Origin of the sequence: Candidatus Nitrotoga sp. AM1P, from assembly GCF_013168275.1 — a bacterium.
Classification (GTDB): domain Bacteria; phylum Pseudomonadota; class Gammaproteobacteria; order Burkholderiales; family Gallionellaceae; genus Nitrotoga.
On sequence record NZ_AP019547.1, the window covers coordinates 1,394,714 to 1,421,255 of the forward strand.

Consider the following 26,542-nt stretch of genomic DNA (forward strand, 5'->3'; position numbering starts at 1 on the left):
AAATGGAACGTTACCACACTGCGCTGAACTATCTACTCACAACAATGTCCAGTATTCACTGGGTTTTTCTGACTATATCGGGCGAGTTAGGATGCCAATCTGGCGGAGAGGGTGGGATTCGAACCCACGGTACGGAAAACCGTACAACAGATTTCGAGTCTGTCGCATTCGACCACTCTGCCACCTCTCCATAGAGCTTGATTTTACCATCAAAGCATAAAATCAGGCAGAATGTTCATATGATCAAGTCTCTACATTCATTCCTTTCAAAAACAAGACTCTTCGCACTTGCATTGCTGAATATCGCTTTGCTCGTTGCCTGTGCGCCTGAAGAACCATCCAAAAAACCATGGCGAGAAGAATTAACGGTCATCGTAGTGCCAGGTGAGAATAGTGTAGATTCTGAATTCGAGCTCCAGCTCGTTAATCTTTTTGCCGAACAATTGCACGTAAAAATAAAGTTTATACCATTGCCGCTCGATCAAGTGATGCAGTCCATTGTGACGAACAATGCCCATTTCGCTGCATCTGGATCACGGAGCAACGATAATGAGAGCGCAAGATTTGGACCATCCTATCAAACTGTAAGTGAGCAGGCGGTATGCAATGGCGTGCCGCTACGACGCATGGAGGGGCTCCTCAAAAAAAATATCACCATCGTGGCTGGCTCCGCACAAGAAGCTGCCTTGCATGAAGCACGCAAGAAGTTTCCAGCGCTGCACTGGCACATACGCCCCAATCAGTCAGTTGCACAGCTACTGAAAGAGGTGGCGGAGGGCAAGCTGGAATGCACCGTCGCCAACGAGGAACAGCTGGCGCTGGCACGCAATTACCATCCCAACCTGGATTCCACACTCGATATCGCTACACCTTCCAAGCTAGCTTGGACATTTGCACCGGACGCCGACGCTGAGTTATTGGCAGAAGCACAAAAATTTTTCACTTTCATTAAACAAGATGGCACTTTGCACCGCCTGCTGGGTCACTATTACGGACACAACAAACAACTGGAATCAGACGACGCAGTTGCATTTATCACCAAAGCGCGAACTGTGTTACCACATATTCGAAGTCTGTTTGAGGAAGCTGCTACTTTAACCGGGATGGAGTGGCAACTAATCGCCGCTCTCGCCTATCAGGAATCGCATTGGGATCCGCTTGCCACTTCGCCTACAAAAGTGCGCGGCATGATGATGCTGACTGAAGACACAGCAGACCGTATGGGTGTAACCAACCGGCTAAATGCACGCCAAAGCATTATTGGCGGTGCAAAATACCTGCTATTACTGAAGGAACAACTGCCACTACGCATCAATGAACCCGATCGTACCTGGCTAGCCCTGGCAGCTTATAACCAAGGATATGGGCACCTGGAGGATGCACGCAAGCTGACACAACAACAAGGTCACGATCCAGATAAATGGGCAGATGTAAAGAAAGTGATGCCGCTACTAGCGCAACCACTGTATTTTGAAAAGACCAAATACGGTTATGCACGCGGGGGCGAAGCGGTCAATCTGGTTGAGATGGTGCGTATGAACCATGACATGTTAAATAGCCTGCCTATAGGCAGCGTGCCGCGACTGATTCCTCCAGCGCAAGATTATAAGATATTGGAAAAGAGCAAGAATGAAGCACCGCGCCTCTCATCCTCAAATGCCATTAATAGTCTATCTGAGCCCAGTGAATCTCTTAGTATCTATCACCCTGCAAGAAACGGGGTGCAGCCCGCACGCTAATTCAGCTCGCCCCATCTCCAGATTTTCATACCACTTCACGATTCACCAAGAGAACTTAATAGCCATAACTTTCATGTACTCTTGATTGACACGGGTCAGCATTGTTTCAAGTTCACCTTGCCAAGCGCCTGTCACCTTTAACAAACCTCCCTCTTTACACAGAGCTTTGAGAGCTATTGAATCCGGTATATTCTCATTAAGAAGATGTTTCAGGTTAAGGGCTGATTGATAAAAATCTGCGCAACTTTTTGCGAAATCCTTGAATCGCATGTCGATTGCCAAATGCTGAAGAACTGGACTTTCCTCTTCCAGAAATGTGCTATCCACATGCTTTAAACCATCCATCAGATTCATGATTTTATTTTCAGATGTTTCAGAATCCACTTCGTTCACTTGTTTAGCAATACGAAGCGCATTTTTAAAAAAAATTGCCAGTTTTTGGCAGTTTTCCTGCAACTCAGCTGCCAGTTCTCTGCGCTGGACAAGAGCATCACTTCTGAGCTCAATGGGGCGCTTCAAAATAGTGCTTAATGTTGAAATTCCCGGTATTTCCATTTCTATCTCCTTGTACTCATGCAACAACGTCTGCCTATCCGGCAGACACATTTTTAAAATATTCATTACGGCAGGGAATGGTATAGGTCACCACATTTTAAACTTCCAAAATTTTTTAGTATAGCTCGACAAGGCGAGAAAGCGTAGCGCCATCCACCGGATAAGTGACATATCCACCTCGTGACATCACCTTCTCACACATCTTCGATACGTTAATCACACCATTCCTCATTGCGACAACCATGATCATCACGACGCCCTGATATATTCGAGTTTTCCCATATAAGGACGTAACACCTCAGGTACAACAACACTCCCATCAGCTTGCTGGTAATTCTCCAGGAGAGCAACCAATGTACGCCCTACCGCAAGACCGGAACCGTTTACGGTATGCAGCAATTCCGGCTTTCCCTGTTCATTTCGGAAGCGCGCCTGCATACGCCGTGCCTGGAAGGCTTCAAAATTGGAGCAGGAAGAAATCTCACGGTAAGCATTCTGGGCCGGCAACCAAACTTCAATGTCGTAAGTCATGGCGGCAGAAAAACCCATATCACCCGTACACAGTTTCATTACCCGGTATGGCAAAGCCAGTTTTTGCAAAATCGTTTCGGCATGTGCTAGCAATTGCTCCAACGCGTCATAGGATTGCTCAGGATGCACAATCTGCACCAACTCCACCTTGTCGAATTGATGCTGGCGAATCATGCCACGCGTATCACGTCCGTAAGAGCCGGCCTCACTGCGAAAGCAGGGGGTATGCGCCACAAATTTCAGCGGCAGTTTCTCTAGCGGCGTGATGCTGTCACGCACCATGTTGGTCACCGGAACTTCAGCCGTGGGAATCAGATATAGCCCTCTTCTGGCCTCAATGAATTTATCCAATCCATTGAAGATTTCATGCTCATCCTTAGAATTTGCCTGCTGCCTAATTTCATTAAGGAGCTCTGTGTCAGTGATTTGGAAATTACCGTGATCCAGAGTACCAAACAAGTCAACTTTAAACTTCGGCAATTGACCAGTGCCGCGCATGGAATCTGCATTAACCAGATAAGGCACATAGGTCTCGGTGTAACCGTGCTGCTCTGTATGCGTGTCCAGCATGAACTGCGCCAGCGCACGGTGCAGCCTGGCCAGCGGTCCTTTCAGCAACGAGAAACGCGCACCGGCGATCTTCGTCGCGGTTTCGAAATCCAGGCCGCCCAAGCCTTCGCCGATACTGACGTGATCCTTAACTTCAAAATCAAATTCAGGTGGCGATCCTATGCGGCGTATTTCAACATTATCGGCCTCTGACTTTCCTGTCGGCACACTGATGTGCGGTGTGTTAGGGATAACCGAGAGGAAATCCTGCAAATCTTGCTGCACATGCTCAAGTTGCGCCTCAAGCTCCTTAAGTTCATCGCCCAAGCCCGCCACTTCCGCCATGATGGCCGACACATCCTCGCCCTTGGCCTTGCCCATACCAATCTGTTTGGAAGTAGCATTGCGCTTGGCTTGTAGCTCTTGCGTGCGTGTTTGAATTGTTTTACGTGCACTCTCCAGCTGCTCGAAACGAATCGTATCCAACAGGTAACCCCGTGTTGCCAGACGTATCGCCACGCCGTCCAAATCATTGCGTAATGCTTGTAGATCTAACATGTTCCCCTCCAACGCGATGCAACCCTCACTCGGTTACATGCTGCAATCATTTTTCATTTCTCTTTGCCGCAGCATCCAGCTCACGAAGGTGAGCTAGTTTTTCTGCGATTTTCGCTTCCAAGCCTCGCTCGGCAGGTTGGTAAAAACTTACCCCCAGCAACCCCTCTGGAAAATAATTTTCACCGGCTGCATAGCCTTCCACTTCATTGTGTGCGTAACGATAGTCCTTACCGTAATCAAGCTGTTTCATCAATTTGGTTGGCGCATTGCGCAAATGTAACGGTACCGGACGCGATCCATCTTGGGCGACCAAGGCGCGGGCGGCATTATACGCGACATAACCCGCATTCGACTTGGCCGCAGCTGCCAGGTAGAGCACTGCCTGCGCTAATGCCAACTCGCCTTCCGGCGAGCCCAGTTGCTCGTAAGTCTGGGCGGCATCCATCGTTAATTGAATCGCTCTCGGATCGGCCAAGCCAATATCTTCCCATGCCATACGCACAATGCGTCGCGCCAGGTAACGCGGATCGGCACCGCCATCCAGCATACGCACCAGCCAATACAGAGCAGCATCAGGATTGGAACCTCGCACCGATTTATGCAGGGCGGAGATCTGATCATAAAATGCTTCGCCACCTTTATCGAAACGACGCAGGTTCTGCGCCAAAGCGTTGTCCAGGAAGTCGGCATCAATGCGCGTAACATGTGCAGTCTGAGCGGCGGTTTGCAACTGCTCAAGCACGTTGAGCAAGCGGCGCGCGTCACCATCGGCATAGCCGACGATGCGTTCACGTACCGCATCGTCAAATTCCAAATCCGGCAAAGCAAGCTGTTGCGTGCGTTTGAACAATTGATTCAACTCCGCCTCGGACAAGGCTTGCAGCAAATAAACCTGGGCACGTGACAACAACGCGCTAATCACTTCAAATGAAGGATTTTCGGTGGTCGCGCCGATGAAGGTGACCAAGCCCTGTTCGACGTAAGGCAGAAATGCATCCTGCTGTGATTTATTAAAACGATGTACCTCGTCCACGAATAAAATGGTGTGGCGCCCGCTCTGCTGCAAGGTGTGCTGCGCCTGCGCTATAGCATCGCGGATGTCTTTTACTCCGGACAGTACTGCCGATAGCGGCACGAACTCGGCATCAAAGACCGAGGCCATGAGTCTGGCCAAGGTGGTCTTGCCCACTCCGGGTGGTCCCCACAGAATCATGGAATGCAGCTTGCCGGATTCAAACGCCAAGCGTAGCGGCCGGCCCGGTCCAAGCAGATGAGATTGCCCGATAACCTCGTCAATGTGCTTGGGGCGCAGACGCTCGGCCAGGGGCGCGGCGGGTGCAGGCGGATCGAACAGGTTATCGCGAGTGGGGAACATAATCCGGAAATAACAAAATAATCTTATTCCCCAAATAAGCCAAGCCGGGGAAAAACTTATTCACCCAGTACGTCCGCCCCTTTAGGCGGCACAAACTTGAACAACTGCGGTGATAGTTTCGGGTTGCGTTGCAGCTTCGAAAAACGAAGCACGGTGGTGTGGCCAAAGGCATCTTGCAATTCCATGACCATCAGCTCGGATTGCGCGTTAAACCCCATGAGAATTTTCTCAAAGCTGGTGTCCTGCGCACGGGGCGTGGCTTGCAGCCATTCCAGGCTATTCTTGGTTCCGTTGTCTTTCAACTCAAAGCCGCGTTCAATTTCATTGCTACCGGACAAGAGTGCCGCCGGGCTGCTACCCAGCGCGGCATCTATTTTTTTCACTGTAACCTGATTAAGTTCCACGTCATGCAGCCAGAATTTCTCACCGTCGCCCACGATCAATTGTTCAAAAGGCTTCTGGTAGACCCAGCGAAATTTTCCAGGCCGTACAAACTGCATGGTGCCGGAAGCCGACTGAATACGCTTGCCACTTTTATCCAGAACCTCCTGCGTAAAATTGGCCTGTGCTGAATGCGTAGAGGCAATGAAATTTTTCAGTTTATCAGTGGCTCCGGCATACGCTGAAAGAGGCAAAACAAAAAATAAAAAAATAAAAAACTTGAACATGTGGAATTCCTCTCTGCATGACTTCTCCTTGTCGGGAGATGTCAGATGAATTAGGGTTTAACTGATTACTCCTGCCTGGCAGGTGCAATCACTTCACGGTTGCCATTACTCTGCATGGGCGTCACCACTCCGGCGCGCTCCATCTGTTCTACCAAACGCGCGGCACGATTGTAGCCAATACGCAAATGGCGCTGCACCAGCGAGATAGAAGCACGGCGCGATTTCAAAACGATGTCTACCGCCTGATCATATAGGGCATCGGCTTCTACACTGCCTCCGCTTTCGACTTCACCGCCCGCTTCAAGTTCATCCAACGAAGTTAGCACGCCTTCAACATATTGCGGTATGCCCAGCGCCTTGAGATATTCTGCGACGCGGTGCACTTCCTGGTCAGAAACGAAAGCACCATGCACTCGCTGCGGGTAGCCGGTACCCGGCGGTAAATAAAGCATGTCGCCTTGGCCAAGCAATGCTTCCGCACCCATCTGATCGAGGATGGTGCGCGAATCGATCTTGCTGGACACCTGAAACGCCACGCGTGTTGGAACGTTGGCCTTGATCAGGCCCGTGATTACATCCACCGAAGGACGTTGCGTCGCCAATACCAGATGAATACCAGAAGCACGCGCCTTCTGCGCCAGACGCGCAATCAACACCTCGACCTTCTTGCCCACTACCATCATCAGATCGGCCAACTCATCAATAAACACCACGATGAACGGTAATTCTTCTGCCGCTTCAGGGTTTTCCGGAGTAAGCGTGAAGGGATTGGTCAGCGGTTGATCCGCCTTAATGGCATCGCGCACCTTCTGGTTATAGCCGGCAATGTTGCGCACACCGAGGGACGACATCAGACGATAACGTTTGTCCATTTCCTGCACGCACCAGTTGAGCGCAGACGCAGCTTGGCGCATGTCAGTCACCACGGGAGCTAGCAGGTGAGGAATACCTTCATACACGGACAGCTCAAGCATCTTGGGATCAACCAGCAATAACCGTACCTGCTGCGGTGTGGCCTTGTAGAGCAGGCTCAGAATCATGGCATTGATCGCCACCGACTTGCCGGAACCGGTGGTACCCGCCACCAGGACATGCGGCATCTTGCCCAGATCGGCAACCACGGGTTTGCCGGAAATATCCTTGCCCATTGCCATAGTGAGCGACGAATTCATGCCCGCGTAATCCTGCGAGCTGAGAATTTCGGACAACCGCACCATCTGCCGCTTCGGATTAGGCAATTCCAGCGCCATGTAGGATTTGCCGGGGATAGTTTCCACCACGCGGATGCTGACCACCGATAGCGCACGCGCCAAGTCTCTCACCAGACTGGTAATCTGGCTGCCCTTTACCCCCACTGCAGGCTCAATCTCATAGCGCGTGATGACCGGCCCCGGATAGGCCGCCACAACTTTCACTTCCACGCAGAAATCCTTGAGTTTGCGTTCAATCAAACGTGAAGTAAATTCCAAGGTGTCGGCAGACAACATTTCAACTTCATGTACGGGCTGATCCAGCAGATGCAGCGGTGGTAGCGGCGAGTCCGGCATGTCCGGGAACAATGGCACCTGTTTCTCTTCCGACACGCGCGCAGACTGTCGCACTTCAATCAGTGGCTGCTCGATATATATCGGCAGATGGTTCTCTACACGTTTTTTTTCTTCTTCCACCACCACCTGGCGCTCATTCAATGATTGTGCACCGACACGCTTGTCCTGCCAGGTCAGCCACGCGTTCTGCGCCCAGAAATAAAAAGCTTCAAGAGCTGCCCCTGATCGATCAGTGAACCGCAGCCACGACAAACCACTGAACACACTAAATCCAATGGCCATCAACACCAGCAAAAACAAAGTGGCACCGGTAAACCCCAGCAAGTGCGCCAACCCCTCACCCAGCACCATACCCAACATACCGCCTGGCGCGAGTGGCAGCGCAGCCTTCAGTGTATGCAACCGCAACGCTTCCAATGAGCTGCTGGCCAGCAATAACACGACAAAACCGATCAGCGCTACCCATAAAGCACGTCGATCGAACAGGCTGTTTTGCGATATGCCGCGATAATCCACCCATATCTGCTGCAACAGAAATGCAACCCACCACCAGGCAGAAAAACCGAATACATACAGCAGTACGTCCGCCAGCCAAGCACCGAACACGCCGCCCGAATTATGTAGCACAGCATTGCTGGCACTATTTGACCAGGCAGGATCATTCCGATCATAACCATACAAAATTAGAATTAAATAAATTGCCACCGCAACCAGCAACAGCAAGCGCGATTCGCGCAGCAATGCAGCTAATCGACCTGATAGCGGAGAGGGTTTTTCAAGCTTGCTACTCAATAACGCCATAGTGCGTTCATACCCCATTTTTTGACTTTCACATCTTACAGCGAGGTCTAGCGCTACCCGCTCAAGATCTTGGCACGCCATGTGCCGTAACAATCGTTAGCCTGCGTATGCAATTCGGCACGGGCCATGCTGCTTCTTAAAGGAATAACAAATTTATACAGCCTCTCAACTCTGAACTGAACCGCTATATTTCCTCCAGCAATTCAAGTTTGAGTTGCAAGGCTACCATCCTCGCATCCGGCTGCGGCTGCCAAGGTACCACGCCAAGCAGCGGTGCGAGCAAACGTTGCTGCAATGCCACAATATTGGCTTGTAGCGCGAGCATGTCAGCATCCAGCACATTGGCCACCCAGCCGGCACATTTTAATCCACATGCCTCAATCGCGCTTGCTGTCAGCAACGCATGGTTAAGACAACCCAAACGCATGCCCACCACCAAAATAACAGGCAAACCCAATTGCATAGCCAGATCGGCGATATCTTGATTGTTATTCAGCGGCACTCTAAATCCTCCTGCGCCTTCTACGATCACCACATCCGCTTGTGATGCCAGCTCGTGATATGACGTCAGGATGCGTGCAAAATCGATGCGCACACCTGCATTCCGCGCAGCAATGTGCGGCGCGATAGGATCTAGAAAACTATAGGGATTGATCTGGCCATAGCTCACCAGTACATTGCTGGCCGCCTGCAATTGTTTCACATCCTGATTATGCCCGTTGTCGTCACAACCCACCGCCACCGGCTTCATGCCGACTACACGCTGTCCTTGCGCAGCAAAGGCATGCAACAATGCGCCACTGATCAGCGTCTTGCCAACTCCAGTATCGGTGCCTGTTATAAAATAACTCATTTTTATCCCTTAATGTCCAGGTTTCCTGCACTCACGCTAGGGGGTTCGATGCATAGCAGGCTGGTACTGAATGAATCAATCGCCACAGGCATAGGGTCATAATACTTGGTTCCAGCAAGATCTATTAAGGGCTGCAATTCTAATGATGTGGGCAAGAAACTTAACCATCACATTCACCCATAACCAAAGAATAAATGTGGTGTGTCAAGCCCGAAACCGAAATGAAGCTGCCTGAATTGTCATCAGGCGACGTAACGCGTGTTGAATGTTCCCTTGCATAATGCAAAAAGGGACACATTTTGTATGATGGCATTTAGTATTTCTGTATTACTAAGACCTTGTCTCTTTAAATTTTACATAGTATTAATTTATGCACATCGCAACCTGAATAGCTCGCAATGTGCATATTAAGGAAACTTATTTTAGGAATAATTTTCCTCGTACCTATTTATTTCCTAATTTCCTCCACCCTGAACACCCAGGTGACCGCCCGTTCCAAGCCCGCCTTTGACCTCTTGTGCTTTATAAGAACGCACTGCTTTCACCAGATTATTATAGGAATCGGTAAAAGCGGCAACGATAACCTTTCCTTCTGCAGTGTTGGAATAACCTCCACCTGCCCCGCCAAGCGCACTTCCGAATAAGCCGCCCAAGAATCCAAAGTCCATATTGCGTGAACTACCCTCAGCTGCAGCTAGCTGAACGCCAGAACGGTTATCAACCAAGGTCAACATGGTGCTGGACTCTTTAGCAGACATACTGCCGCCCAATAGAGCACCAACGGACCCAAAGAGGCCACCAAGAGCAGCACCCGCGCCTCCGGCATTCGTATTACTGAACGTGATAGAAGGACTCATAGAGAAGTCGGCCGCTACCATTTGCCCTTTTTGGAACTTAGAGTTATTGCGCAATTCTCCCGATTCCGCCAGTGCACGTTCGCCCATCATATTACCCATCGCACGCCCCCGGTCTACAACCACAAAGCAGTTAGACTGTTGAACAAGCATCTTAAGCACGGGAGTAGTGGATCCTAGTTTCATTTGCCCAGTTAAGATGCCATACCATGGGGCGTTGGTATCCTCGACGACTGCCAAGGTACCCAGAGATTCAGCACATTTTTCAAGCTTGCTGTTGGCGTTCTGTGATGTTGCGCCACCGGCAGAGCCAGTGGCGGTCGTTTTCGCTTCCTGAGACCCCATCTTCATGTCAGCACAACCCGCCAGGAAAGCACAACTCGCCATGAAAATAGAAACAACCGTTACCGTGGTTGTACGGCAGAAACCGTTAGAAACATTCTTCATAATTTACCCCCCCCCTTAATTTTTTGTATTATTGAATATTTAAGTAAATACTTTGTTATTACAAATATTTACTCATTATGGATGCAGCTGATAAAACTTTAAAAATTATACTACAGCTTCATAGCTGTACGAGGTACCCTGAATTGACATTGGATTTATATACAGCCTCTTCTAAATAAAACTATGCGCAAGCCGTTATCCATCTCCTATACTCATAATCCACTCATCTCATAAATTTTCGCCACAAATCAATGTAACGATGTAGCGTTAGTGCTAACCATCTGATCAAACCGAGATTTCAGCTTCTGACCTATCGGTTGCCATTGTGCAATGTATTGACTGGGCAGTTCATACCTCAGATAGAAAACCGTCTTTTTTACGGACTTAGATAGCGCCACCTCCGGCGCAGGGCTATAAGAGGTTTCCACTACACAAATTGGAAATGCACTGTGAAAAAAATTCTCATCAGCACACCGGATACGCACCAGTTCGTCAGTAGGGTGATCATGACTAAAGAATATATCTGCCTTAGCGGATGGGTCGTAGTAATGCAACATTCCGGGCAATTTCGGCAAATCGGGTTGCCGCTGTAATCTCTCGAAAAAATATTTGAAGTAATAATCCCACGGTCTCATATGCGCAATAGAGGCGTGCATGTTTTGTCGCCATGCTAATTTTTCAAATTGCGCTAGATTCTCATCACTTACCGGAGAAAGCCCCGGCAATATGGCATCGATTTTGATGAAATCTACAATTGGCCTTTTCTTACCTTCAATCTGCCCTCGCGGCACACTTCTCCAGCCGTGTAATTGCGGGTTGTATCCATTAAAACTATATATAAGCGGTACATCAAAATTAACGCCATCCATACTTACGCGAATACTGATTTTTTTAGCCTCTTCCAGGCTGATAACCTTCCGTTGGGGAATAGCCGATTGCTTTGTCGTCCCTCGATAAAAGATAGTCTCCGCCCATACTGGCAAATGTTGCCATGTCACCGCAGTAATCACAGCAACGGTTAAACTTCCCCACAGCCACGGATTTTTGCCACGCATTCTTGCCGCTTTGGCCGCAAAGAAACCCACCAAAATAATACTTAATATAATAGGAAATAATCCAATTTTGAACACCATTATTATTTCGCCTGGCAAATTTTCAGATAACTATTCCACATGATTAATGCGGTGCTAACTTGCGCGCTGTTTTTACGTATCCGAGTTGAACGCCGAGTTAGCGCGTTCACACCGATAAGCAAAAAATGCTAAGCCAAGTGCATAACTTGCAGCCAAACCTATCATTATTACCCCACCCCATAAGGAAATCGGCAGGAGATACGAAGCGTCACTTCCATCAGTGGCAATGAGGTAGACCCACTCGTCGAGAGCCATACTCAGCCCTGCTCCGAACGCTATAGCCGCTACATCCAGTTTTCGACTATTACCATGAAACAGGACAAGAGGTAAACCCGCGAATGTAATTAACAGCAAACCAATAAAAAGGTGGTGGATATTGTATGTACCAATATCCAGATTGCTACCCGGAGAGAAGTACAAATATACTCGCAACACTATAAAAGTCAGGAGCAGCGCCACAACCACCCACATAACCCGTCTGTAATTCAAACTCACTGGGATGACTCCTCTAAGTTTGCGCATTAGTGTCAAAAATCACTGAATGTCGCAGCCGCTCCGATAAATTGCCTTAATTAGGCAACTTCTTACTCCGGTACATAACATATTACCTCGATATTGTGGCTATCCGAATTGGGGGAAAAGCGTAATCCACTAAACCGTCCTCATGTCTTCTGCCCGAATGTAGGTGAAGAAGTATATCGAAGACACTTTCCTCCAAAAGAAGCAGCTTATATATTTGTTGTGGCATGACACGTTTCTCTCACTGCGTACATGCAAATTTACATGTACATCGTAAGACCAGGAGCAGGAAAAATTTTAATGCGCCGCATACTTTAAAGATTTTATAAATCAAAAATAAGCAATTTGCTTATTCACTTTTCTGGGTGCCACTCTACTATTTGACCCTCACCGGGATATTTAACTACTAGCAAACTGTCGGAGCCGGGAATGCTGGCATTAGTTTGCGACCACCACTTGCGAATTTCGCTTTATCTGTGCGAGATAACTTGAACCTGGCTTCTTTAGATATTACTTGGATGTTGATCGTCAAGGATAAGAAATCATCATGACAATACAGACAGTGGCATTTCAATTCATTACCGGCCTTAAACGGTCGATATTTCGCAACGCCCGCTTGCGCGGCAGCTGGGACGAGAGCGGCCGATATGCGGATGACTGGACGGAATCTCCGATGCAGGAGGAAATCGGCGTGGATGGCTGCCCAATCTTTACGGCCTCGATCTCACTTCAGCTTGCTGATCACGATATTACCTTCAAGTGGGGAGTGATCCTCGACGGACCTCAGGGCGCTAACTTTTGGAGCATTCCGACTGAGGTGCAGGATATTAATTCCGTTGCGCGCTATCGCCAGTTTCGGCTCAACCGCGAGGCGACCCTACCCCAGATCGAACGCTATTACTTCACTTACAACCGTCACTTGGGAGCCAACAAACACTTCGCCGCTGGAAGCACCACACCCGGTCTACGTTTTGCCATTTGGGCTCCCAATGCCAAAAATGTGGAAGTGGTCTTTGGAAATCCGGCCAGCGGCTACATAGCCAACGATAATACCGGAGTGAACCAAGTACTGCCCATGATCACCCTTTCTCGCCTGGCTGATGGCATCTGGGAAGGTGGACCGCAGGGGGATTTTGAAATGTTCAAAAGCCTGCCTTACATGTATCGCATCCTGAACGCACAAGGGCAGCACGTCTATCGCACCGATATATTTTCCCGCAGCCAGATCGGCAGGGGCAATATAAATCCTATCAAGACTGCTTGGCCGGGGACGGTTGAAACTCTGGATGGGTCTGTGAGTTGCAGCGTTGTCATTGATGCCGATGTTGTGCGCCGAGATTTTGCATCCACGCCTCGCGGAATGAAACTGGACACCATTCCCTCGGAGGAATTCTGGACAAGAGAATCTACGTCCGGCCTGCCGGTACCTTCGCACCTCGAAGACTTGGTTATTTACGAATTACATGTCGGATCATTGGGGTTCGGAAAGCCCGACCCCGGTGATTTGAGTGACGCGCTGCAATTCCTGGACCATCTCGTTGAACTCGGTGTGAATGCCATCGAACTGCTGCCCATGGCAGAGTTTTCAGGCAATGCCGCCTGGGGCTATGGCGACAGCCACCACTTCTGTATCGAATCCAGCGCTGGAGGCCGCGACAAGTACCGTCATTTCGTGCGCGAGTGTCACCGGCGTGGCATCGCAGTCATCCAGGACGTGGTCTACAACCATTATGACAACGAAGCGGAACGTGCTCAGTGGCAATATGATTCAACCAAGCCCGAAGAAAATATTTATTACTGGTATGAAGGGCGCGCTTCTGACTACAAAAAAAATGATGGCAGCCCATTTCCGGAGGGCGGCTATCTCGATAACGGCTCTACCGGCTTCACCCCGCGTTTTTCGGAAGAAGTTGTACGCCAGCAGTTCATCAGCAGTGCCGCCTTTCTGATTGAAGAAATGCACGTCGATGGGCTGCGCGTGGATCTGACCCAGGCGATTCACCGCGACAACGCGCTTCATGCCGATGGGCGGTTGATGGGCAACGCCAACATCTTCGGGCAGAAATTTCTGCGGGAGTGGAGCCGCACCCTGCGCATGATCAAGCCTACGGTGATGCTGATTGCGGAAGATCATACCGGATGGGACGCGGTGACGAAACCAGCGGCGCAAGGAGGGCTGGGCTTCAACGCAAAGTGGGAATTGGCGTTCTATCACCAGTTGATCGGCGACTCCGACATGGCTGGGAATCGGGCACGCCTATTGAAACAGGCTGGATTCGGCGGCAACGAGCCATTACAGATGGACTGGTTCGCCAGCGCCCTTTACAACAGCCGTTTTGACCAGGTCGTGTTCCACGAATCTCACGACGAAGCCGGCAATGCCGGTAGCACGGCACGGACCCTGGTAACGGCTGTCAATGGTGCGCCTGTCATTGGTGCCACGCGCCGCACGGCGGAGGCACGCTCGCGTGTATGTTTCGGCCTATCCCTGCTTTCGGCGGGCACTCCCATGTTCTTCATGGGCGAGGAGATCGGGGCACAGAAACGCTATACGTTCGATCACTTTCTGTTGAACCGCGAAAATATCATTGGCGAACGGATTGGTAACGGCAAGGCGATGTTTCACTTTTATCAGGATCTAATAAGTCTCAGTCGCCGACTGCGCTCGATCCGCAGCCAGGACATTGACATCCTCCACCTGTCGAATTCCAATCGAGTGATCGCTTTCAAGCGATGGCGCGGGGATGAGGAAGTCATTATCGTCGCCAGCTTCAACAATACCGCCTTCGCCGATGGCTACGTCATCGAGAAGGACTTGCTAGCCATTCCTAATGCCGGATGGAAGGAAATATTCAATAGTGACGCTGCCATCTATGGTGGCCAAAACAGGGGTAATGGCGGTGCCACTCTCCCCTCCAATCAAGGTCGTCTCAGTGTTACTGTCCCTGCCAATAGTTTCGTGGTGCTCGTGAAACAATGAATATCCATAGAATGAACCAGCTTGTTCTTGAGCGTGCCCCAGCCTCATAGCTTAAATGGCGTTTGAATAATATGCGCACCATCCCTTGTCACTCTGGACTTTGGTTTCCACGCATGACCATAGATCACCTCAAAAGTCGCAGGCAGCTTACCGTTTTGCCGGAATCGTTCGTAATTCTCCTGTAGCGCCAGCCATGCAGCCTTGCCCATCATGCCTTGTCCCCGTCCAACTGTGGCATTGTGCGCGCCTATGCTGCGCAAATCCTGCATCACCGCTTTCACATTGTCGTAAGTTAGCGTAATAATTTCCATGTCCATCACGGGCGCGGCAAAACCGCTGGCCTTCAGCATGTCGCCGATGTCGTGCATATCCGCAAAACGATTAACATGCCTGTGCTCATCCACGCCATGGAAAGCGCTGCGTAGTTCCTTGAGCGTATCCGGGCCGAAGGTACTGAACATCACCAAGCCTTCCACTTTCAATACGCGGTGTAACTCGCTGAAGGTGGCGGGCAGATCGTTGCACCATTGCAAGGTCAGATTCGACCATACTAGCTCAATGCTGTTGGCTGCTAACGGCAAGGCTTCGGCATCGGCGCATACATAACTGTGCTTGCCACTGTCAAATAATTTGCGCCACCAGCTTAACCTGCTGCGCGATACATTGAGCATACTGATTGCCATGTCGAGCGCTAACAGTTGCGCCGCCGGGTAGCGCTGCGACAGCTGACGCGTGCCCCAGCCAGTGCCACTGCCCACATCCAGCACAAACGCTGGCTTCTGTTTTATATAATCCAGTCGTTCCAGCATGCGGCTGCACACCTCACGCTGCAATACTGCAGCAGTATCATATCCATTGGCCGCGCGATTGAAAGCCATCCGCACTTGGCGTTTGTCAATCTGAAAATCATCCATTTAGAAACGCCTCGATCCGTTGCACAAAAATATCCGGGTGAGATAAAAACGGCGCATGTGACGCGCCCTTTATATTAAACAACTGCGCATTGGGCAATTGCTGTTCGAGATAGCGTGATGCTGCGGGTAAAGCCAACACATCGCGCTCGCCCGCAATGACCAAAGTAGCTTGAGTAATTTGCGGCAACACCGCACGCAGATCGGTATTGCGCAATATTTCCAAGCCCCCGCGCAATGCGGCAATATTCGGTTCTCCACGACTAAACAGGCGGGCACGCAAATCCGTCAACAACTCGCGTTCGTGTTCGCTGCCGCGCACCTGCAAGGCAATAAATCGCTTCAACGTCAGCGCATGATTTTCCAGCAACGCAACAGAAAATTCATGCAAGGTATTCGCCGCCATTGCACATTCCCAGTCGCTACGCTGCACAAAGCTAGGCGTGGTAGCAACCAGCACGAGCTTGTCGATCTGGTGCGACGCATGGAGCGCCCAGCGCAACGCAATCTGTCCACCGAGCGACCAGCCACACAGCGCCAGCGGCTCATCGCCATGTTCAGCATACCAATACTCAGATAGCCGTTGTACCAACCCATCTAAATCATATTGCGCAATGATCGAGCTGGCACCGTATCCCGGCAAGTCCACGCAGTGCACGCGGAAGTGTTGCGCAAGGTGTGTCACCACATTGCCCCATATGCCACAGTGCATACCCCAACCGTGTATCAGTAACAGCGGTGCTCCGGCACCGCGACTTTCAATGTGCAAGCTCATGCAAGGCTGAAATCAATTGCGCCACATCCTGCTCGCTATGCGCCGCTGATAGCGAAATACGTAATCGCGCTGTTCCCTGCGGAACGGTTGGCGGGCGGATGGCTGGTATCCAGATGCCACGTATGCGCAGACCTTCGCTCAGGGCTACCGTAACATTATTGTTGCCGACCAGCAGCGGTTGAATCGGAGTATCAGAGTCCATCAGCACCCACGGGAGTCCGATCAAACCCACACGCAACTGCGCGATTAATTTCCATAATTGTGTGCGCCGCCACTCCGCATTCTGCAATAAGCGCAAACTGGCCAACAACGCGCAGGACAGCACAGGTGGACTGGCTGTTGTGTAGATGTAGCTGCGCGCATTCTGTACCAGCGTATCAATCACCACCTGTTCCGCTGCAATGAAGGCGCCGGATACGCCCGCCGCCTTGCCCAGTGTCGCCATATAGATGATGCGCGACGAGGCGAGGCCAGATGAATCTCTAGGGTGAAATAATGAGCCGCGCCCCTGTTCACCCAATATGCCAAAGCCATGCGCATCATCCACCAGTAACCAGGCATCATATTGTTCACACAATGCCAGCAGTTCCGGCAACGGCGCAAGGTCGCCATCCATGCTGAATACCGCATCGGTAATAACAAGTTTGCGACCACTGTTTGGCTGCCCCAATAATTGCGCAAGATGTGCCATGTCGTTGTGGCGATAGCGGTGTATCTGCGCACGTGACAACAACATTGCGTCATTGAGTGATGCGTGATTCAGCTTGTCGGCAAAGATTCTATCGCTCCTGCCGACCAGCGCTTGTACCGCTCCGAGATTAGCCAAATAACCGGAGGAAAATAATAGTGCTGCGGGCTTGCCGACGAATGCAGCAAGTGCTTGCTCCAGTTCGTCGTGTGCGCTGAAATGACCACTGACCAGATGGGATGCTCCCGCACCCAATCCGTACTGTTGCGTACCCGCCTGCAAAGCGGCAAGCAACTGCGGGTGATTAGCCAAACCGAGGTAGTCGTTGCTGGAAAAAGACAGAAGCGGTTTGCCATTTACCTTGACGCGTGTGCCTTGCGCACTTTGCAACTCGTAGCGATGGCGTAGAAGTCCTTGGGCTGCGCGGGTGTCGAGTTCGTCCTGCAGCACTTCAAAAGGCATTAAAATTTTCCATCACTGGCAAAGTGCTTTGTTCAACATGCTCTACTTTGTTGCCGCAAGCGGATACATACCCAATTTATCGAGTAGAACGCGGTCGCGCTCCACCTCTGGATTGCCGGTAGTCAGCAGCTGGTCGCCATAAAATATTGAATTGGCGCCCGCGAGAAAACATAAAGCCTGTACCGCTTCGCTCATTTGTTGTCGCCCGGCAGACAATCGCACGCGCGCCGTGGGCATGGTGATGCGCGCCACCGCAATGGTACGTACGAAATCCAGCGGATCTAGCGCTTTGATGTCGGCCAGCGGCGTGCCTTCTACCTGTACCAGCAGATTGATGGGTACGCTTTCAGGGTAGGGATCAAGGTTGGCCAGTTGCGCGACCAGGCCGGCGCGTTGATTAAGGCTTTCGCCCAGGCCCACGATACCGCCACAGCATACATTCAAATCCGCATTGCGAACCCGCTCCAGCGTGTCTAGCCTGTCCTGATAATCACGAGTGGTAATAATTTCGTCGTAAAACTCAGGCGCGGTGTCCAGATTATGATTGTAGTAATCCAGCCCGGCGTCTTTTAACTGCTCGGCCTGGCCGTCTTTCAACATGCCCAGCGTGGCGCAGGTTTCCATTCCCAGCGCTTTGACTTCGCGCACCATTGTCAGCACCGATTCCAGATCCCGCTGCTTGGGGCCACGCCAAGCAGCGCCCATGCAAAAGCGGGTCGCACCAGCGGATTTGGCAACGCGGGCAGCTTCCAGCACGTCGTCAAGTTCCATTAATGCCTGGTTTTTCACGCTGGTATCATAGCGTGCCGCTTGCGGACAATAGCCGCAGTCTTCTGGACAGCCGCCTGTTTTAATGGACAGCAAAGTGGACAACTGTACCGCGTTGGGATCGAAATGCTCACGATGAACCTGTTGTGCGCGATAGAGCAAATCGGCAAACGGCAACCTGAATAGTTCCTCTACTTGGGCGAGGCTCCAGCACTGCGCCTTGGTTGATGGTTGAGCGAGTGCAGAGGGTTTGGAGGGGCGGGTAAGTTGTACGGTGTGGGTCGTCATAGCTTGCAGTCTAATGAATTACAATGATTCGGCATCATCCGTGAAAGGGCACGACCTTGTCAATTTTGACTCGTCATTTTTTGAACATCCGCACAAAATTGTGGCAAGCCCTGCCCGCGCAACCCTGTTTTCTGTGCGGCACAGCCAGCCGCAATGGGGTATGGTGCGCCGCATGTGATGCTGATTTACCCTATTTGACTGCGGCATGTTGCCCGTTGTGTGCCCTGCCTACGCATGATGGCGCTACCTGTGGCCATTGCTTGCAACGAGCGCCGCATTTCGACCGCACAGTGGCCGTGTTCGCCTACGCTTTCCCGCTCAACAAACTAGTACAGGCGTTGAAACATAATGAAAAACTGATGCTGGCAAACAGTCTTGCGGACAAACTGATACAGCGTATTACGGCACATCCTGATTACCTTGTTGCAATGCCATTACATCCGGTGCGTTTACGTGCTCGCGGTTTCAATCAGTCATTTGAGCTGGCGCGGCATATTGGGCGGCAGATGGATATTCCAGTTCTGTTGAATGCCTGCCAGCGCAAGCGCGATACACCGCCACAAACGGCGTTATCACGAAAAGAAAGAGATAAAAACGTGCGTCAGGCATTCATTTGCACGCAGGATTTTTCTGGCAAACATGTCGCCATCGTGGATGATGTAATGACTAGCGGTGCATCGCTGGACGAAGTGGCGCAAACCTTACGCAAAACAGGCGCGCGTGAAATCAGTGCCTGGGTCATTGCGCGGACATTACCGCATTCTGCTTCGTAAACTTATTTCCACACCACTTTGTCACATGTGTTCTAGCCCGTATCAGCCAATACCACAATCATTGCAAGCGAAAGTGAGATGCGCATCTATTCACAACAGAGGCTCCCAAAATGTTTAATGTGATCCTCTTCCAGCCCGAGATTCCGCCTAATACCGGGAACGTCATTCGCCTGTGCGCCAACACCGGGGCGCAACTACATTTGATTCGGCCACTCGGATTTTCGCTGGATGATAAACAGTTGCGGCGCGCCGGACTGGATTATCACGAATACGCCGATCTGCGTGTACACGACGACCTCGCAGCCTGCCGACAAACCCTGCCGGGTGCGCGTCTGTTTGCATTCACGACCAAGGGCAAGCAGCCTTATCACGAAATATCTTATCAGGCGGGTGATGCATTGCTGTTCGGGCCAGAGACGCGTGGCTTGCCTGCGGATATATTGGCTTCGTTATCACCGGAACAGTGCCTGCGCTTACCTATGTTACCGAATAATCGCAGCCTGAATTTATCCAACACAGTCGCGATAGCGGTGTTTGAAGCATGGCGTCAATGCGGGTTTGCGGGGGTTGATAGATCGTTCCGTTAAAATAATTACAGCATGAACAAATGGAACAAATAAATGTGGTAAATGGGGTCTAACCATCTGCGAAGTGCAACAGAGTTTGTTGGAATGTTAGAACTGTCCCTATGCGTTCTGAAGAATTGCGCGAATGACCCATGTCATATTCTCGACGACCACCCAACCTATAAGGAGCAGCCCAATACCTAAAAATATGACACAAGCAACCCTAGCCAGCTTATGAAGCTCTGACGCATTTTCGTAAATAGCCCAAAACAATTTTTGGAGGTTATCTTCATCTTGTGCTTCGTTGTTCATCTCAATGCCCATCTGCTCCATTAATTGATGAAGTTCAACATTGAATTGAGTTTGGCTAGAGTATTTTTTAAGCTGATTGATTCCTTTTCCTTCTGCTTTAAAATGTGAATAGTTGGCGTGGTCTTTAATAATGGATGGACAAAAGACTTGGTAAATCACATTGGCAATTACTATGCACAAGGCTGAAAAATAGAACACTTGCCAAGTGAAGGGCAGTGCAAGGCTCACAGTAAATTTGTACGAAAATAGTTCAATTGTGGCGGTGTTTCGAATGTGCTCAAAAAACTTTGCGAAAACGGGAACGATCAAAAGCCAAAGATACATCGATTGGAAAATCTTCAAGTCCTGCGTTTTTTTCAAACTGAACCAGTAAAGCATAAATATCCCTTTTCACGCATAACATCCCGCTTGAGAACAGAATTATGCATTGCTCTTTCCGGAAAATCCCCGCCTCACCCATACTAACGAGCACCCAATAGCGAGCAAGCAAACGATTGGAAGCAGTGCAATCATGGCATACCTCGCGATTATTTTTTCTGCATATTTTTCGATGTGCTCTTCGTATGGAGCAGTAATTACTTTATCTGCGAAATTTCGCGGACTCTTTTCGATGAATGGTATCAATTTGTTAGCGATATGCTCCTTGATTTCTGTATCGGATTGGGCCTCTGAGAAAATAACCTGGACATTCGCCACACCTTCCTTTGCGACATCGAAAGTTTTCTTCGTGTAGAACGAAGATATGTCCCCGTAGGCGAAGTACCCGACAAACGCCAACCAGCAAACTGACAGCACGATCCACAACCTTAACCAGCCATTGAGTTTCATCGCATTCGGCTCCGTAATGCATAATGTCTGAATTCAGCGGCCTGCGCGGCTTTTCGCGCAGGTCCGGTGGAATGATGGGTTGGGCCACCGAGCATAGCCGTACCACTCTTAAGAGCTAAGCGCGGGTGAATTGCATTACCCATTTGTGCTATTGGGCGACCCAGAGCGAAAAATGACTGCTAGCGTTATTGATTCGGCGATGACCTTTTTCTCCTTCTCCACATCCCAAACAACATCGCCCTGGCCTGGGCCATAGGTCACGCCGCTTTGACCGGCTTGAAGCGCCGCAAAATTGGTATTGAATGTAAGGTAGACAGATCCCTGTTCTGGGTTTGTATTCAGCAAGAACCGAAAAGTAGCTTCAGGCAAATATGCAAAAACTGAAAACGTGTGCGATTCATCGGAATCTTCTGCGTAGAAAATTGTGTTTAGCACTTCCTTTTCATCGGCGTAGTGATGTTCATGAAATGTCGCATCGCCTACTCTTAGGGCGCCTTTACCTTTAATCTGAATATTACATGTCGATATTGCTTCGGCATTGAACATCAACCTGCTCCTTTGTGATGAACAATCGCCGGAAGCTGAGTAAAAAAACTGTTTCCCTGTGAGTTCGAATACAAATTTCGGCACAATCGATCCCCTAATTAATAATTGCAAAAAATATCCCGGCGAGCCTCTCCAGTCCAGTAGGGTGGGCACGTCTTTGTGCCCACGCAGGCAGCGTTAATCATACCCCAGGACCGCACTTTCCATCGCAACAGCCCAGTCATGCGCATATACCCCATCACGCACATAGCGGTGAAATGTCGAATGAGGCCAATCAACCGCACGTTGTACATGCCCGTTTTTAACCGGGTTGAAATGAATGTAATCGACATGGCGGGTAAAATCATTTTCATCACGAATTTGGTGTTCCCAGAATCGCCGTTGCCAGATAGTCGATTCGCGATGTTTGAGTCAAGTAGTCAAGTAGGGTGGGCACGTCTTTGTGCCCACGCGGGCAGCGTTAATCATACCCCAGCACCGCACTTCCAATCGTAACAGCCCAATCATGCGCATACACCCCATCACGCACATAGCGGTGAAATGTCGAATGAGGCCAATCAACCGCACGTTGTACATGCCCGTGTTTAACCGGGTTGAAATGAATGTAATCGACATGGCGGGCAAAATCATTTTCATCACGAATTTGGTGTTCCCAAAATCGCCGTTGCCAGATAGTCGATTCGCGATGTTTGAGTTTTGATGCAGTCACCCAGTCGGCACGACGATAATCTTCTCTGCAGGCCAAAGAAACCGCTCGCTTGATCATCATCCAACGGGTGGGAAAATCGGCATCACCGTCAGGTAATGTCCACACACAATGTAAATGGTCAGGCAACAATACCCATGCATCAATGACAAAAGGACGCGCCAAACGTACCGTTTCGATTGCGGCGCGCAATGCGTTACGAATCGCTTCGCCACATAGAATCGACTGCCTCCGGTAAGCGACCACCGTAAAGAAATAGCTTGAACCTGCAGCTGTTGCTCGGCGATAACGTGACATAGCTGTCTACTCCAAAATGACGAATCCGCGTGGGCACAAAGTCGTGTCCACCCTTGTATCTTTCTTCCTGTGGTGGTTAGCTACCATCACACGAAGCAGAGGAAGCTTGAGCCCACCCTGAAGGCTCGACCTTGTCATGTAGATCAAGCCCTCTGCTTCACCTTTCGCCAGCATAGACACTGAACGGTATCCAAGGGATGAACCCTGCATGCACAAGGCAAGTGGGCGAAGTTGGCTAACATTGTAACAGGAGGTCATCATATTCTATCTCGGTATGGATGTGGCAAAAGCCAAATTGGATTGTTGCCTGTTGTTGGATGAAGCCAGTGGCAAGCGCAAGACCAAAATAGTGAAAAACACCCAGTCAGGCATTATTGATTTGCTGGCTTGGGTTGCCAAACAAAACGTTTCCCCAAAAGCATTGCATATCGTCATGGAAGCCACCGGCATCTATCACGAACAAGCTGCCATGGCACTCGCGGATGCTGGCGTGATGGTATCCATCATCAATCCGGCGCAGATTAAAGATTTTGGCCGTGGGCTGGCCGTGCGCACCAAGACCGATGGCGTGGACAGCGTTGTGCTGGCCCGTTATGGCGCATTACTCAAACCCAAAGCTTGGGTGCCGCCCCCTCAGGAAGCGCGGGTACTGCAAGCGTTGTTAGTACGTCGTGAAGCCATTGCCCAGGATTTACAACGCGAGCGCAATCGCCAGGAGAAAGCCCATGCCACAGACACGCCAGCGCTGATTCATAAATCACTTAAAGAGAGCATTGGGTTTCTGGTCAAGCAGTTAGCCCAGCTACAAAAGGATATTGACGAACATATCGACCAGCATTCGAATCTTCAGAAAGATAGGGCATTGCTCCAGAGTATTCCAGCAATTGGCCCGCAGGTGGGGAGCAATATACTCTCTGTGATGCACAACCATGATTTTGGTTCGGCGGAACAGTTGGCGGCTTATCTGGGACTCGTTCCGGTGGAACGACAGTCGGGTAGTTCGGTGCTGGGACGCGCGCGAATGTCCAAGGCCGGCTCCGCCAGAATACGCGCCGTGCTCTATATGGCTGCCGTCGTGGGGACACGCTACAACCCACACGTCAAAGCTATTTATGAACGCCTGCTTGCCCGAGGCAAGTCCAAGATGTCCTCACTCGGTGCCGCAATGCGCAAGCTGGTGCATTTGTGTTTTGGCGTACTCAAAACTCAACAGCCGTATCAACACGATTATTTGAAAAATGCTTGACTTTAAAGACGGTATCTACATGGCTGCACCTTGAGCGAATAGCACACGAACTCATCAACATCATCAAGAAAATCTGGCTTGAACCTTTCACAGATGAGGCGTCAACCGGATGTCGGACAGCGACACGTTCTCCGACTATCGCAAGCTGGCTTCGTCGTCCAACCGATAAAGGTTGTAACGCGCCTTGTAGAAACTCGGATCGAGTTGCAGTACAGTAGTGAATTCGCGCCGTGCTTCATCATGGCGGCGGGCTAGCATATACGCATAACCGAGGTTGTTGTGTACGCGCGCCTTGCCGGGCGACTTTATCGCGGTATCTTCCCACAAACGAATCTCGCTAGCATAGTCCTGGTTTCGCAGAACGGTAAGGGAAGCCAAACCTAGCAGCAGTAGCGCAACGCAAGCCTGAGTTCTTGTTCCGTCCGTCCACAACCTCAGTTCGATACACAAAGCAAGAGATAGTGGCCATCCGACCAGATACATCTGACGGTCGTTGGCGATATCGATACGCGGCAGAAATAGATGCAACGGGATTAGCTGCAACATCACCCACGCCAAGGCGAAACTGATCCACGGGCGTTCACGCCAGCAGGCTACCATGATCACGAATAACGCAAGGAAGAAGACCAGTGGCAGCAAAATGGCGGAAAAATCGTTTTGCAGCAACAGGTCCGGATCAATGTTCAGCCATAACGGTAAAGCCCATTGCCGCATCAGATAGGAAAAGGCAGCAATTTGATTTGCTATGTTGCCTTGCAAAGAATTGAGCTGGGCACTGCGTTCCATATGCGACAGGTAGCTGTCGCTGAACAGAAATATCAGTGCGCCCAGAATCAGTACCAGCCAGCTCGGCCATTGCGGCGTCAGGGCACGTTTCCATTTACCGCCACAAGCATATTCCCACAACAACAACGCTAGCGGAAACGTCACGGCGGTTTCTTTAACACCCAAGGCAATGACGAAGAGCAGCGGAGTCAACCCATACACTTTGACGCTGTTTTGCTGCGTGCGACCGCTAATGTAAGCGAGCAACCCTGCCAGATAGAACAGCGTCATCAATGAGGTGGAACGACCGCATATGTAGGTGACGGCCTCGGTATAAATGGGGTGAGCGGCGAACAGCAATGCGACAAAAATGGGAACTTGCCAGAGCTTATCCTGCTGAAATTGTTGCTGCACAAAGGCCTGCGCTAACCTGTAGATCAGGTAAGCATTTGTCAGATGGATCAGCAGGTTGGTGAGATGAAAACCGATCACACCCGTGCCCATTGTCCAGTTGAGCGTGTAGCTGAACTTGAGCAGGGGGCGGATGCCGATGGATAAGCCTTCTGCCCAGCCTGCCCAGGAGTGTACGCTCGGATTGTTGACGATGACGTTGTAGTCATCAAACTGAAATGTACCGTTAAGTGCATTCGCGTAGCAGATTGATACTGCCAGCATGAGCCACAGCAATACGCCGAAGTGCGTTTCAGGGAGCCGCGCGGGCATGATCGAAAGCGAGATCGAGGATGTCTACAGCATCCCACCAGCGGTCTTTGCCATGTAACATCACGAGCAGCACCTCGTGGCCACTTCGCTTGGCAAAGGCTACGAGACACTTGCCGGCATTGGGTGTGTAACCCGTCTTGAGGCCGATTGCGCCTTCGTAGCGACCAATCAGCGCGTTCTTGTTTACCAGTGTGTAAAACTTCTTGCCGTCTAACGTGGCAATCTGCAAGTTTTTTTGCGAGGTAATCTCGAACAATGAGGGGTGTTTAAGCAACTCATGCACCAACCGCGCAAGATCATGTGCGCTGGAATAGTGTTGGATGGCATCGTGCCCGCAGGCGTTGGTGAAATGTGTGTCGCGCATACCAAGCTCTTTTGCACGGCGATTCATTCGAGCCACAAAGCCTGCTTCACTTCCGCCCAAGTGATCGGCCAGCGCATGGCAAGCATTATTGGACGACGCGATCATCGTAGCGGCGAGCAGGTCTTGCACACGGAAGCGTTCGCCAACTTTGAATACGATACGCGAACCAGTCTCAAGTGTAGATGCCAGGCTGACCGATGCCGCTTCTTGTAACTGTCCTTGTTCAAGAACCAGCAACGCGGTCATCAACTTGGTCAGGCTGGCAGGCGGCAAGCGGTCATTGGAACGATGTTCCCAAATGGATGCACCATCCACTTTGACGAGATAGGCGTTAGCGGCCTGTGGAAAAGGATCGGGCTGCGCCTGTGCGGCCATGATGTGGCACCACAGTAGCAGCCCGACCAGATACTTCATG

At 50.5% G+C, this 26,542-nt stretch carries 25 protein-coding genes and 1 tRNA gene; 5 read left to right on the forward strand and 21 right to left on the reverse strand.

Annotation, left to right across the window (positions count from 1 at the left end; translation table 11 throughout):
* Positions 1-100 precede the first annotated feature (100 nt).
* A tRNA-Ser gene (locus W01_RS06190) sits at positions 101-190 on the reverse strand.
* A gap of 49 nt (positions 191-239) precedes the next feature.
* Here W01_RS06190 and mltF point away from each other — a divergent pair.
* Entirely contained in the window at positions 240-1,739 is a 1,500-nt protein-coding gene (gene mltF, locus W01_RS06195; protein WP_173053003.1) for a membrane-bound lytic murein transglycosylase MltF, read from the forward strand.
* 42 nt (positions 1,740-1,781) lie between these two features.
* Here the strand turns inward: mltF and W01_RS06200 are convergent, their stop codons facing one another.
* The 10 genes from W01_RS06200 to W01_RS06240 all read right to left on the reverse strand — a co-directional run bounded on the left by W01_RS06200 (position 1,782) and on the right by W01_RS06240 (position 12,105).
* Positions 1,782-2,294, reverse strand: coding sequence for a hypothetical protein (locus tag W01_RS06200; RefSeq protein ID WP_173053004.1), 513 nt, complete (start codon positions 2,292-2,294; stop codon positions 1,782-1,784).
* Positions 2,295-2,409: 115 nt separating this feature from the next.
* On the reverse strand, positions 2,410-2,544 hold the full coding sequence (locus tag W01_RS14405) for a hypothetical protein (RefSeq protein WP_256380136.1): 135 nt from the start codon (positions 2,542-2,544) through the stop codon (positions 2,410-2,412).
* Positions 2,544-3,932: a serine--tRNA ligase gene (serS, locus tag W01_RS06205; RefSeq protein ID WP_173053006.1), complete on the reverse strand. Its 1,389-nt coding sequence runs from the start codon at positions 3,930-3,932 to the stop codon at positions 2,544-2,546. The genes W01_RS14405 and serS overlap by 1 nt, the downstream gene beginning before the upstream one ends.
* A 46-nt stretch (positions 3,933-3,978) precedes the next feature.
* Complete coding sequence (locus W01_RS06210) at positions 3,979-5,307, reverse strand: replication-associated recombination protein A (protein WP_173053008.1); 1,329 nt, start codon at positions 5,305-5,307, stop codon at positions 3,979-3,981.
* A 56-nt stretch (positions 5,308-5,363) separates the two neighbouring features.
* Complete coding sequence (lolA, locus tag W01_RS06215; RefSeq protein ID WP_173053010.1) at positions 5,364-5,975, reverse strand: outer membrane lipoprotein chaperone LolA; 612 nt, start codon at positions 5,973-5,975, stop codon at positions 5,364-5,366.
* 65 nt (positions 5,976-6,040) lie between these two features.
* Entirely contained in the window at positions 6,041-8,323 is a 2,283-nt protein-coding gene (locus W01_RS06220; RefSeq protein WP_173053012.1) for a DNA translocase FtsK, read from the reverse strand.
* Between the two features lie 184 nt (positions 8,324-8,507).
* Positions 8,508-9,176: a dethiobiotin synthase gene (gene bioD, locus W01_RS06225; protein ID WP_173053014.1), complete on the reverse strand. Its 669-nt coding sequence runs from the start codon at positions 9,174-9,176 to the stop codon at positions 8,508-8,510.
* Between the two features lie 455 nt (positions 9,177-9,631).
* Positions 9,632-10,477 carry a CsgG/HfaB family protein gene (locus W01_RS06230; RefSeq protein ID WP_198421367.1) on the reverse strand — a complete coding sequence of 282 codons (846 nt, stop codon included), beginning with the start codon at positions 10,475-10,477 and terminating at the stop codon, positions 9,632-9,634.
* A 248-nt stretch (positions 10,478-10,725) separates the two neighbouring features.
* On the reverse strand, positions 10,726-11,607 hold the full coding sequence (locus W01_RS06235) for a hypothetical protein (protein WP_173053016.1): 882 nt from the start codon (positions 11,605-11,607) through the stop codon (positions 10,726-10,728).
* 75 nt (positions 11,608-11,682) lie between these two features.
* Positions 11,683-12,105, reverse strand: a complete 423-nt coding sequence (locus W01_RS06240) for a hypothetical protein (RefSeq protein WP_173053018.1) — start codon at positions 12,103-12,105, stop codon at positions 11,683-11,685.
* A gap of 571 nt (positions 12,106-12,676) precedes the next feature.
* Here W01_RS06240 and W01_RS06245 point away from each other — a divergent pair.
* Positions 12,677-15,109 (forward strand): alpha-amylase family glycosyl hydrolase, encoded by a 2,433-nt coding sequence (locus W01_RS06245; RefSeq protein WP_173053020.1) that lies wholly within the window; start codon positions 12,677-12,679, stop codon positions 15,107-15,109.
* 44 nt (positions 15,110-15,153) lie between these two features.
* Here W01_RS06245 and bioC read toward each other — a convergent pair whose 3' ends face one another.
* The 4 genes from bioC to bioB are packed head-to-tail and all read right to left on the reverse strand — an operon-like array spanning position 15,154 to position 19,001.
* Entirely contained in the window at positions 15,154-16,023 is an 870-nt protein-coding gene (gene bioC, locus W01_RS06250) for a malonyl-ACP O-methyltransferase BioC (protein ID WP_173053022.1), read from the reverse strand.
* Positions 16,016-16,795, reverse strand: coding sequence for a pimeloyl-ACP methyl ester esterase BioH (gene bioH / locus W01_RS06255; protein ID WP_173053024.1), 780 nt, complete (start codon positions 16,793-16,795; stop codon positions 16,016-16,018). The genes bioC and bioH overlap by 8 nt, the downstream gene beginning before the upstream one ends.
* Complete coding sequence (bioF, locus tag W01_RS06260) at positions 16,779-17,945, reverse strand: 8-amino-7-oxononanoate synthase (protein WP_173053026.1); 1,167 nt, start codon at positions 17,943-17,945, stop codon at positions 16,779-16,781. Before bioF ends, bioH begins: the two co-directional genes overlap by 17 nt.
* Before the next feature lie 42 nt (positions 17,946-17,987).
* Positions 17,988-19,001: a biotin synthase BioB gene (gene bioB / locus W01_RS06265; protein WP_173053028.1), complete on the reverse strand. Its 1,014-nt coding sequence runs from the start codon at positions 18,999-19,001 to the stop codon at positions 17,988-17,990.
* Between the two features lie 56 nt (positions 19,002-19,057).
* On the opposite strand from bioB, the gene W01_RS06270 reads away from it, so the two are divergent.
* Positions 19,058-19,774: a ComF family protein gene (locus W01_RS06270; protein ID WP_173053030.1), complete on the forward strand. Its 717-nt coding sequence runs from the start codon at positions 19,058-19,060 to the stop codon at positions 19,772-19,774.
* 110 nt (positions 19,775-19,884) lie between these two features.
* Positions 19,885-20,361 (forward strand): tRNA (uridine(34)/cytosine(34)/5-carboxymethylaminomethyluridine(34)-2'-O)-methyltransferase TrmL, encoded by a 477-nt coding sequence (gene trmL / locus W01_RS06275; RefSeq protein WP_173053032.1) that lies wholly within the window; start codon positions 19,885-19,887, stop codon positions 20,359-20,361.
* 99 nt (positions 20,362-20,460) lie between these two features.
* On the opposite strand, the gene W01_RS06280 is transcribed toward trmL, so the two are convergent.
* From W01_RS06280 to W01_RS06295, 4 genes are all read right to left on the reverse strand, one after another.
* A complete protein-coding gene (locus W01_RS06280) occupies positions 20,461-21,030 on the reverse strand; it encodes a hypothetical protein (RefSeq protein ID WP_173053034.1) in 570 nt (189 codons plus the stop codon).
* A gap of 42 nt (positions 21,031-21,072) precedes the next feature.
* Complete coding sequence (locus W01_RS06285) at positions 21,073-21,480, reverse strand: hypothetical protein (RefSeq protein WP_173053036.1); 408 nt, start codon at positions 21,478-21,480, stop codon at positions 21,073-21,075.
* A gap of 135 nt (positions 21,481-21,615) precedes the next feature.
* The gene (locus W01_RS06290) at positions 21,616-22,026 is read right to left on the reverse strand and encodes a hypothetical protein (protein WP_173053038.1); all 411 of its coding nucleotides are present in this window, start codon (positions 22,024-22,026) and stop codon (positions 21,616-21,618) included.
* A 460-nt stretch (positions 22,027-22,486) separates the two neighbouring features.
* Positions 22,487-23,029 (reverse strand): REP-associated tyrosine transposase, encoded by a 543-nt coding sequence (locus W01_RS06295; protein WP_173053040.1) that lies wholly within the window; start codon positions 23,027-23,029, stop codon positions 22,487-22,489.
* A gap of 274 nt (positions 23,030-23,303) precedes the next feature.
* Between W01_RS06295 and W01_RS06300 the strand changes: the two genes are divergently transcribed.
* Positions 23,304-24,275 (forward strand): IS110 family transposase, encoded by a 972-nt coding sequence (locus W01_RS06300; protein WP_173053042.1) that lies wholly within the window; start codon positions 23,304-23,306, stop codon positions 24,273-24,275.
* Positions 24,276-24,410: 135 nt separating this feature from the next.
* Here the strand turns inward: W01_RS06300 and W01_RS06305 are convergent, their stop codons facing one another.
* Both W01_RS06305 and W01_RS06310 read right to left on the reverse strand, forming a co-directional pair.
* Positions 24,411-25,763 carry a tetratricopeptide repeat protein gene (locus W01_RS06305; RefSeq protein WP_173053044.1) on the reverse strand — a complete coding sequence of 451 codons (1,353 nt, stop codon included), beginning with the start codon at positions 25,761-25,763 and terminating at the stop codon, positions 24,411-24,413.
* Positions 25,744-26,541, reverse strand: coding sequence for a D-alanyl-D-alanine carboxypeptidase family protein (locus tag W01_RS06310; protein WP_173053046.1), 798 nt, complete (start codon positions 26,539-26,541; stop codon positions 25,744-25,746). The genes W01_RS06305 and W01_RS06310 overlap by 20 nt, the downstream gene beginning before the upstream one ends.
* Between the last annotated feature and the right edge of the window lies 1 nt (position 26,542).

Coding starts and splice junctions, on each gene's coding strand:
- mltF (WP_173053003.1), top strand. CDS start 240: ATGATCAAGTCTCTACATTCATTCCTTTCAAAAACAAGACTCTTCGCA.
- W01_RS06200 (WP_173053004.1), bottom strand. CDS start 2,294: ATGGAAATACCGGGAATTTCAACATTAAGCACTATTTTGAAGCGCCCC.
- W01_RS14405 (WP_256380136.1), bottom strand. CDS start 2,544: ATGATCATGGTTGTCGCAATGAGGAATGGTGTGATTAACGTATCGAAG.
- serS (WP_173053006.1), bottom strand. CDS start 3,932: ATGTTAGATCTACAAGCATTACGCAATGATTTGGACGGCGTGGCGATA.
- W01_RS06210 (WP_173053008.1), bottom strand. CDS start 5,307: ATGTTCCCCACTCGCGATAACCTGTTCGATCCGCCTGCACCCGCCGCG.
- lolA (WP_173053010.1), bottom strand. CDS start 5,975: ATGTTCAAGTTTTTTATTTTTTTATTTTTTGTTTTGCCTCTTTCAGCG.
- W01_RS06220 (WP_173053012.1), bottom strand. CDS start 8,323: ATGGCGTTATTGAGTAGCAAGCTTGAAAAACCCTCTCCGCTATCAGGT.
- bioD (WP_173053014.1), bottom strand. CDS start 9,176: ATGAGTTATTTTATAACAGGCACCGATACTGGAGTTGGCAAGACGCTG.
- W01_RS06230 (WP_198421367.1), bottom strand. CDS start 10,477: ATGAAGAATGTTTCTAACGGTTTCTGCCGTACAACCACGGTAACGGTT.
- W01_RS06245 (WP_173053020.1), top strand. CDS start 12,677: ATGACAATACAGACAGTGGCATTTCAATTCATTACCGGCCTTAAACGG.
- bioC (WP_173053022.1), bottom strand. CDS start 16,023: ATGGATGATTTTCAGATTGACAAACGCCAAGTGCGGATGGCTTTCAAT.
- bioH (WP_173053024.1), bottom strand. CDS start 16,795: ATGAGCTTGCACATTGAAAGTCGCGGTGCCGGAGCACCGCTGTTACTG.
- bioF (WP_173053026.1), bottom strand. CDS start 17,945: ATGCCTTTTGAAGTGCTGCAGGACGAACTCGACACCCGCGCAGCCCAA.
- bioB (WP_173053028.1), bottom strand. CDS start 19,001: ATGACGACCCACACCGTACAACTTACCCGCCCCTCCAAACCCTCTGCA.
- trmL (WP_173053032.1), top strand. CDS start 19,885: ATGTTTAATGTGATCCTCTTCCAGCCCGAGATTCCGCCTAATACCGGG.
- W01_RS06280 (WP_173053034.1), bottom strand. CDS start 21,030: ATGCTTTACTGGTTCAGTTTGAAAAAAACGCAGGACTTGAAGATTTTC.
- W01_RS06285 (WP_173053036.1), bottom strand. CDS start 21,480: ATGAAACTCAATGGCTGGTTAAGGTTGTGGATCGTGCTGTCAGTTTGC.
- W01_RS06290 (WP_173053038.1), bottom strand. CDS start 22,026: ATGTTCAATGCCGAAGCAATATCGACATGTAATATTCAGATTAAAGGT.
- W01_RS06295 (WP_173053040.1), bottom strand. CDS start 23,029: ATGTCACGTTATCGCCGAGCAACAGCTGCAGGTTCAAGCTATTTCTTT.
- W01_RS06300 (WP_173053042.1), top strand. CDS start 23,304: ATGGATGTGGCAAAAGCCAAATTGGATTGTTGCCTGTTGTTGGATGAA.
- W01_RS06305 (WP_173053044.1), bottom strand. CDS start 25,763: ATGCCCGCGCGGCTCCCTGAAACGCACTTCGGCGTATTGCTGTGGCTC.
- W01_RS06310 (WP_173053046.1), bottom strand. CDS start 26,541: ATGAAGTATCTGGTCGGGCTGCTACTGTGGTGCCACATCATGGCCGCA.